The following is an 8618-nucleotide window of genomic DNA, read 5'->3' on the forward strand; positions in this document are numbered from 1 at the left end:
ACATTGCCTCAGTGCGCTTCGTCCCAATTGTTGGCGGCGCGTGCGTCGACCTTCAGAGGCACAGCCATGTCCACGGCCGGCATGGCGGCATTTTCCATGACCGAGACGATGATCGGCGTCGTACGCTCGACATCGGCATCCTCGACTTCGAAAATCAGTTCGTCATGCACCTGCAGCAGCATGCGCACGCGATCGCCGAGGCCGGCTGCGGTCAGCGCCGGCTCCATCTTGATCATCGCGCGACGAATGACGTCGGCGGCCGAGCCCTGGATCGGTGCGTTGATCGAGGCGCGTTCGTTGAAGGCACGCACGGAAGGATTGGAGGAGCGGATCTCCGGGAAATGGATGCGACGACCGAAGATCGTTTCGACATAGCCCTTGTCGCGCGCGGTTTGCTTCGTGCCGTCCATGTAATCGCGAATGCCCGGGAAGCGCTCGAAATACTTCTTGATATAGTCGCCCGCTTCCGAGCGCTCGATGGAAAGCTGGTTGGCCAACCCGAAAGCCGAGATGCCGTAGATGATGCCGAAGTTGATCGCCTTGGCGCGGCGGCGCACATCGCTCGGCATGCCCTCCACCGGCACGCCGAACATCTCCGACGCCGTCATGGCGTGAATGTCGATACCATCCTCGAAGGCCTGCTTCAGCTGCGGAATATTGGCGACATGCGCGAGCACGCGCAGCTCGATCTGGCTGTAATCGGCCGAAACCAGCTTATGGCCGGGGGTCGAGATGAAGGCCGTACGGATCTTGCGGCCTTCCGCCGTGCGCACCGGAATATTCTGCAGGTTCGGCTCGGACGAGGATAGGCGCCCGGTCGTGGTCGATGCCAGCGAATAGGAGGTGTGGACGCGCTTCGTTTCCGGATGAACATAGCCCGGAAGCGCGTCTGTATAGGTCGATTTCAGCTTGGTGAGCTGACGCCAGTCGACGATCTTGCGCGGCAGCTCGAAACCGGCCGCCGCCAGGTCTTCCAGCACCTGCGCCGAGGTCGACCATTGGCCTGTTTTGGTCTTGCTGCCGCCTGCCAATCCCATCTTGCCGAAGAGGATGTCGCCAAGCTGTTTCGGAGAGCCGATATTGAAGCGTTCGCCGGCCAACGTGTAGATCTCGTCCTCCAGCCGCGCGGCACCCTGCGCCAGCTCGCCGGAAAGCCGCGACAGGATCTGCCGGTCGATGGTGATGCCGCGCTCTTCCATATGGGCGAGCACGGGCACCAGAGGCCGCTCCAATCGCTCATAGACGGCTGAGAGCTTTTCCGCCGTAAGCCGCGGCTTCAGCACCAGCCAGAGGCGCAGCGTCACGTCGGCATCCTCGGCGGCGTAAGCCGTCGCGCGGTCGATATCGACAAGGTCGAAGGTGACGTTGGATTTGCCGCTGCCGGCCACATCCTTATAGGCAATCGGCTTGTGGCCGAGCCAGCGTTCGGAAAGGCTGTCCATGCCGTGCGCGGCGTTGGAGCCGCCGTCGAGCACATAGGAGAGCAGCATCGTGTCGTCGAAGGCCTTGGTCTCGATGCCATAGCGCTTCATCAGCAGATAGTCGTATTTCAGGTTCTGTGCGATCTTGAGGATGGAGACATCCTCCAGCAGATCCTTCAATCTCGCCAGGGCATCGCGCAACGGAATCTGATTGTCGGCGAGCCCGCCGCCGAGCAGGTCGCCAACGCCGGTCTTGTGGCTGAGGGGCACATAAGCGGCGCGGATGGAGGCACCCGAAGGGTCGTTGCGGTTGTCGGCGATCGCCAGCGAAAAGCCGACGATTTCGGCCTGCATGACATCGAGCGACGTCGTCTCCGTATCGAAGGCGACGATGCCGGTCTCGCGCGCATCCGCGATCCATTGGTCGAGGGTGGCAATATCGCGGATGGTTACATATTTCGAATGATCGATCGGCGCGGTGGCGAAACTTGCCGCGCGCGCATTGGCAAAGTCGGTCGGCTCGGTCAGCCCCTCGACAGCCAAACGCGGCTTGACCGCCGGCGCCGGCACGGAGGAGCCCTCGACCACAACCGCGCTGCCGGCAACGAGCTCGACATTGTCTGCGACATCGAGATCCGGGCCATGCGCGGTGTCACCAAGTTCGACCTTGACCTCGGACGGTTCGATCGCGGCGGGATCGCAATCGCAGGCGTCGGCGACGCGGCGCGTCAGTGAGGTGAACTCCATCGCCTTCAGGAAGCCGATCAGCTTCGGGCCGTTCTGCGGCTCGAGGACCAGTGCGTCGAGCTCAAGGTCCAGCGGCACATCGGTCCTGAGCGTCACCAGCCGGCGGGAGATCCTAGCCAAATCGGCATTGGCAATGATGTTCTCGCGGCGCTTCTGCTGTTTGATTTCCTCGGCACGGGCAAGCAGCGTATCGAGGTCGCCGAATTCTTCCAGAAGCTGCGCCGCCGTCTTCGGACCGATGCCGGGGATGCCGGGGACGTTGTCGACCGAATCGCCGGTCATGGCCTGCAGGTCGATCATCTTGTCCGGCGTCACGCCCCATTTCTCAATGACATCGGGAATGCCGATCTGCTTGTCCTTCATGCTGTCATACATGTGGACCGCAGGAGTGACGAGCTGCATCAGGTCCTTGTCGGACGAGATGATGGTGACATCGGCGCCGGTGGTCTCGGCCTGGCGCGCATAGGTGGCGATGATGTCGTCGGCCTCGAAGCCGTCAGTCTCGATGCAGGGCAGGTTAAAGGCGCGGGTCGCCTGGCGGATGAGGCCAAATTGCGGGATCAGCTCTTCCGGCGGGGCCGAGCGGTTTGCCTTGTAGTCCGGGAAAATTTCCTTGCGAAAGGTCTTCGAGGAATAATCGAAGATCACGGCGAAATGCGTCGGGGTGACGCCCACCGATGTATCGCGCGCCGAGGTCAAAAGCTTCCACAGCATGTTGCAGAAACCGGAGACGGCGCCGACAGGCAATCCGTCGGACTTACGGGTCAGCGGCGGCAGGGCGTGAAAGGCCCGGAAAATGAAGCCGGAACCGTCGACGAGGAAGAGATGATCACCTTTTTTCATGGAAGCATGGATAGCGTGGCGCACCTGGAACGTCCATATAAACTTCTATTTCGAGAGGTCGCGAGGGGCCAAATCTCTCACCGAAACGTTACTAAGTTTTAATCAATCTAATCTGCAGATTCCCTTGAAAAACCATATTTGAAATCACAAATCATACTCACCGGCGATTGTTACGCCGAGGGTCTGACACCCGGCCTGTCCCCCGCCATGTCAGACTTGGACAAAGGCCTATCCCCTCTCCGGGCCTTTGTCCGCCCTTTTCTAAGCCGCCATGGTGCCCTCCAGGCCATGGCGGCTTTTTCGTTAAGAAAACTGCGCCTAAAGCGTGTAAAAAGCTTCGGCGAAGTTGCCGATCTCAGACCCGTCCCCACCCAAGATTTGCTGATTGTCTTGGTTTTGAATTATCGGCATACTTGCAATCATGGGATTTAATCGGATGGACTCCGCGGCCTACCTCGCCAGTCAAATGGCAAAGGGATTCGCTCGCGCGTTACAACAACGCGCGACTAAGCTTGGTTTTTCTCCCGGCCAGTTTCCGATCCTTCTTGAATTGTGGTCCGAGGACGGACTGACACAGAAACAATTGCTGGAGAGGGTCGATATCGAGCAGGCGACCATGGCCAATACGCTGTCCCGCATGGAGCGCGACGGATTGGTGAAACGTCGGCCGCATCCCTCCGACAAACGGGCGCAATTGATCTTTCTGACCGACAAGGCCGCCGCCATACAGGCTGAGGCCATCGAGGCCGCAATGGCTGCCGACACGGACCTTCTAAAGGATTTCCGCAGTTTCGAGCGCGAGCTGCTCCTGGAATATATCCGGCGCATCCTGGAAAACTCCAGGCATCTCTAGACTTGGGCTTCGACTTTTTCCAGGGCCAGAGGCCAGCTGCTCGGCCCGAGGAGGAGCATGGTGGCGAGTCTGCCTATCAGGCAGACAGCGACGAAAATCAGCCCGATGTCATGGTCGTCGCGAATGCATGCAGGTACTGAAAACATCTCGCTCTCTGGAATACTCTTCCGGATTGAGATTAATTTCAACCATCTAAAAAACTTGTAAACTGCGTACACAACCAATCAGATAAGAACGGCTGCCGACAGACACGGGAATGTGCGGGAAATTTTCGGTTCTACCGCCTCGAAACCGGCTGGGCTTTGGTCTATCGTCCGGCGAATTCTCATGTAAGGAGTCGGATATGACCGATCTAACGCCCGTTCTCGATCGCGCGGACCAAAACCTCCCATCCAGCCTCGACAATCTTTTCGAGCTGCTGCGCATCAAATCCATCTCGACGGATCCGGCCTTCAAGGCGGAATGCCGCAAGGCGGCGGAATGGCTGGTCGCCTATCTCAACTCTCTCGGCTTCACCGCCTCGCTACGCGACACCCCCGGCCATCCGATGGTGGTTGCCCATCACGATGCCGGCAGCGCCGACGCGCCGCATGTGCTTTTCTACGGCCATTACGACGTGCAGCCGGTCGATCCCATCGAGCTGTGGGAGAGCGACCCCTTCGCGCCTGAGATCAAGGACATGGGCAACGGCCGCAAGATCCTGACCGGCCGCGGCACGTCCGACGACAAGGGTCAGCTCATGACCTTCGTCGAAGCCGTGCGCGCCTACAAGGAGACCAAGGGCGGAATTCCGGTGCGCATCACCATTCTATTCGAAGGTGAAGAAGAATCGGGTTCGCCCTCGCTCAAGCCCTTCCTCGAGGCCAATGCCGCCGAGTTGAAGGCGGATTTTGCCCTGGTCTGCGATACCGGCATGTGGGACGGCGATACGCCGGCGATTTCGGCCGGCTTGCGCGGGCTGGTGGGCGAAGAGGTCACCATCACCGCAGCCGACCGCGACCTGCATTCGGGTCTCTTTGGCGGCGCTGCCGCCAATCCGATCCATATCCTTACCGATATCCTCGCCGGCCTGCATGACGAGACCGGGCGCATAACGCTCCCAGGCTTTTACGAAGGCGTCGAGGAGACGCCCTCCAACATCAAGGCCTCCTGGGAAAAGCTGGGGCTTTCAGCCGAGGATTTTCTCGGCGAAGTGGGCCTTTCGATCCCCTCGGGCGAAAAGGGCCGTTCGGTGATGGAACTCACCTGGGCGCGGCCAACGGCCGAGGTCAACGGCATTTGGGGCGGCTATACCGGTGCCGGCTTCAAGACGGTGATCGCCGCGAAGGCATCGGCGAAGGTTTCGTTCCGTCTCGTCGGCCAGCAAAATCCGGCTGCGATCCGCGAAAGCTTCCGGGCCTATGTGCGCTCCAAGATCCCGGCGGACTGCTCGGTGGAGTTCCACGAGCATGGCGGCTCGCCGGCCATCCAGCTCTCCTACGACTCACCGGCTTTGACCAAGGCGAAGACAGCACTTTCAAACGAATGGCCGAAGCCGGCCATCGTCATCGGCATGGGCGGCTCCATCCCGATCGTCGGCGATTTCCAGAAGATGCTCGGCATGGAATCGCTGCTCATCGGCTTCGGTCTTTCCGACGATCGCATCCATTCGCCGAACGAGAAATACGAGCTGCGCTCCTACCACAAGGGCATCCGCTCCTGGATCCGCATCCTCGAGGCGCTCGCCGTTTGATCAATCGACCGGGACGCGCATGCCACCTTGCGCGTCCCGCACCCATTCCCGCCTCGAGGGCGTTTACGCCATCATCCAAGGACGAGCGGCCGCAAGCCTGCCCTCGCGTCCTTTGGCCACGATCGATGAGATAGAACATGGGAATCTGGATCGATACCGACATGGGGTTCGATGACATCGCCGCCATTCTGGTGGTGGCGCATTCTGATCTCGTCATCGACGGCGTTTCACTGGTAAGCGGCAATGCGCCGCTATCCCATGTCCGCGCCAATGCGGCGAGTGCGGCCGCCGCCTTCGGCTGGGAATTCCCTATCCGTACCGGCCGCGAATTGCCTGTGCTGTGCAAGCTGGAAACGGCGCAGGGTATCCTCGGCCAAAGCGGCATCCCTACATCAGGCAGGAGCCTGCCGCCGGCCGATCCACTTCCGATCAGCAATGCCTTTGCCGCGCTCTGCGATTGGCTTGCCGATGGCGCGGGGCCGAAACGCATCCTCGCGCTTGGTCCGCTGACGAATATCGCCGCCGTGGCGCTCGCCAGGCCGGAGCTCGCCGCACGCATCGATGAACTGACGTGGATGGGCGGTGGCGTCACATCGGGCAATCACACCGCCTCTGCCGAGTTCAACGCCTTTGCCGATCCCGAGGCGCTGGCGATCGTGCTGGCACATGATATGCCGCTTCGGATGATCGATCTCGACATCTGCCGGAAGGTGCTGGCCTGGCCCGCGGACGTCGCCCGTCTCAGACAGACGGCCGGCGAAAAGGCGCAGCTGCTCGCCGATCTTCTGGAAGGCTACGTCAACATCGCCATCAGCCGCGGCCGGCAGGCCATGTCACTATACGACCCGACGGCGGCGGCCATTTTCGTTGCGCCCGAGATGGCAACGCTTCGGCATGCACGGATCGACGTCGAATTGCAGGGGCAGCATACGCGCGGGCGCACCGTCGTCGAAACGCGTGCCTCGCATGCTGAGTTCAACGCCCATTTCGCCGCCGAGATCGACGCCGACAAGGCACGCTCCATCATATTCGACGCCCTGTTTCAGGAGGCCGGCCGATGATCAACGATTTAGCGAACGAGCCTGCCGATCTGAACGTCCCCGAGCTGCGGGCTCGGGCGGTCACCGCCGCCCGAGGCGATCAACCCTTCGATCTGCTGATCACCGGCGGCCGCCTTGTCGATATGGTGACCGGCCGCATCCGCGCTGCCGATATCGGCATCGTCGGCCCACTGATTGCAAGCGTGCATGCGCCGGGCAGCCGTACCGATACGGCGCGGACGATCGACGCTGAAGGACGCTTCCTGTCGCCCGGCCTCATCGACACGCATATGCACATCGAAAGCTCCATGGTGACGCCGGCTATCTACACCGAGGCCGTGTTGCCGCGGGGTGTGACGACCATCGTCTGGGATCCGCACGAACTCGGCAATGTGCACGGGCTGGAAGGCGTGCGCTGGGCGATCGACGCGAGCCGCCAATTACCGATCCGTGTGATACCGCTGGCGCCGTCCTGCGTGCCTTCGGCGCCGGGGCTCGAGCTGGCGGGCGCCGATTTCGACGGCATCGACATGACCGAGATGCTGGCATGGCCTGAGATCGGCGGCATCGCGGAAGTCATGACCATGCGCGAAGTGATCAGCGGCGATCCGCGTGCCAGCGCGATCGTCAATGCCGGGCTGCATTCGGGCAAAATGATCTGCGGCCATGCCCGCAACCTCGAGGGCGCGGATCTCAACGCTTTCATGTCGGCCGGCATTACCTCGGACCATGAGCTCACATCCGGGGCCGATCTGCTGGCCAAGCTGTCGGCGGGCCTGACGATCGAGCTGCGCGGTTCGCATGACCATCTGATGCCGCAATTCGTCGAAGCGATCAACGAGCTGGGGTTTCTGCCGCAGACCGTGACGCTCTGCACAGATGATGTCTTTCCCGACGAACTCCATGACGACGGCGGCCTCGATGACGTCATGCGCCGTCTGGTGCGCTATGGGCTGAAGCCCGAATGGGCGCTGAGGGCCGCGACCTTGAATGGCGCCATGCGGCTCGGACGGAACGACCTCGGCCTGATCGCGGCCGGACGCCGTGCCGATATCGTGCTGTTCGAAGATTTAGAGAGCTTCAAGGCAAGGCTTGTGATCACCAACGGCACGCTGGCCGCCGAGGCGGGCCGGATTGTCGGCGCGACCGCCGAGATCGATCCTGAGCTGCTGCGCGATTCCATCAAGCTGACGCCACTTGGCGAGGACGATTTCCGCGTCCCGGCGACGGGCAGCCGCATACGGCTTGCGACCATCGATCGGCCACGCTTCACGCAATGGGGGACGATGGAGGCCGAGGTGGCTGATGGCTTCGTTGTGCCACCCGCTGGAACCACCATGCTCGCAGTCGCCCATCGCCACGGTAAGGCGGACAGCCGGCCGCGCATCGGCTTCCTGACCAGCTGGGGCGAATGGCGCGGTGCCTTCTGCACGACGGTTTCGCACGACAGCCATAACCTGACGGTTTTCGGCGGCAATGTCCGCGACATGACAATTGCCGCCAATGCCGTCATCTCTGCCGGCGGCGGCTTGGCGGTCGCACGCGACGGCAGGATCGAGGCACTGTTGCCGCTGCCGCTCTCCGGGCTGGTGAGCGATGCGCCGCTCGAGGAAACCGCCAACGCCTTCCGCGCCATCCGCGAGGCGATCGACGCCATCGTCGACTGGAGCCCGCCCTACCTCGTCTTCAAGGCCTGCTTCGGCGCAACGCTCGCCTGCAATGCCGGACCGCACCAGACGGATCGTGGGATTGCTGACGTTGCGACTGGACGGGTGTTGGAGACGCCGGTGCTTGGGGCGGTTTAGGCTCGATCCATCAGATGAGAGCCGGCATCAGCTAGGCGTTTGCGGACGGGTGTCACAGGCTCGTCAAACTCGGCGTTTCAGTTAGAGCGTTTCTGCTTTTAGCTGAATCGGGAAGGGATTCCGTTTTTGGTTGATTTGTGATTCAAGATGTTGGCTGGAGTGGAGGCCAGCATCTGA

At 61.6% G+C, this 8618-nt stretch carries 5 protein-coding genes; 4 read left to right on the forward strand and 1 reads right to left on the reverse strand.

The genetic code is table 11. The features are described from left to right. Nucleotides 1-8 precede the first annotated feature (8 nt). A complete protein-coding gene (polA, locus tag FHT28_RS15405) occupies nt 9-3011 on the reverse strand; it encodes a DNA polymerase I (RefSeq protein ID WP_168596652.1) in 3003 nt (1000 codons plus the stop codon). 436 nt (nt 3012-3447) lie between these two features. Here polA and FHT28_RS15410 point away from each other — a divergent pair, with 436 nt between their 5' ends. From FHT28_RS15410 to FHT28_RS15425, 4 genes are all read left to right on the forward strand, one after another. Continuing rightward, nucleotides 3448-3864 carry a MarR family transcriptional regulator gene (locus tag FHT28_RS15410; RefSeq protein ID WP_168596653.1) on the forward strand — a complete coding sequence of 139 codons (417 nt, stop codon included), beginning with the start codon at nt 3448-3450 and terminating at the stop codon, nt 3862-3864. A gap of 343 nt (nt 3865-4207) precedes the next feature. Beyond that, complete coding sequence (locus tag FHT28_RS15415) at nt 4208-5596, forward strand: M20/M25/M40 family metallo-hydrolase (protein WP_168596654.1); 1389 nt, start codon at nt 4208-4210, stop codon at nt 5594-5596. Nucleotides 5597-5733: 137 nt separating this feature from the next. Beyond that, nucleotides 5734-6657: a nucleoside hydrolase gene (locus tag FHT28_RS15420; RefSeq protein WP_168596655.1), complete on the forward strand. Its 924-nt coding sequence runs from the start codon at nt 5734-5736 to the stop codon at nt 6655-6657. Continuing rightward, nucleotides 6654-8441, forward strand: coding sequence for an adenine deaminase (locus FHT28_RS15425; protein WP_168596656.1), 1788 nt, complete (start codon nt 6654-6656; stop codon nt 8439-8441). Before FHT28_RS15420 ends, FHT28_RS15425 begins: the two co-directional genes overlap by 4 nt. Nucleotides 8442-8618 lie beyond the last annotated feature (177 nt).

This window comes from Rhizobium sp. SG570 (assembly GCF_012275345.1).
Taxonomy (GTDB): Bacteria; Pseudomonadota; Alphaproteobacteria; order Rhizobiales; family Rhizobiaceae; genus Rhizobium; species Rhizobium lusitanum.

Coding starts and splice junctions, on each gene's coding strand:
- polA (WP_168596652.1), bottom strand. CDS start 3,011: ATGAAAAAAGGTGATCATCTCTTCCTCGTCGACGGTTCCGGCTTCATT.
- FHT28_RS15410 (WP_168596653.1), top strand. CDS start 3,448: ATGGACTCCGCGGCCTACCTCGCCAGTCAAATGGCAAAGGGATTCGCT.
- FHT28_RS15415 (WP_168596654.1), top strand. CDS start 4,208: ATGACCGATCTAACGCCCGTTCTCGATCGCGCGGACCAAAACCTCCCA.
- FHT28_RS15420 (WP_168596655.1), top strand. CDS start 5,734: ATGGGAATCTGGATCGATACCGACATGGGGTTCGATGACATCGCCGCC.
- FHT28_RS15425 (WP_168596656.1), top strand. CDS start 6,654: ATGATCAACGATTTAGCGAACGAGCCTGCCGATCTGAACGTCCCCGAG.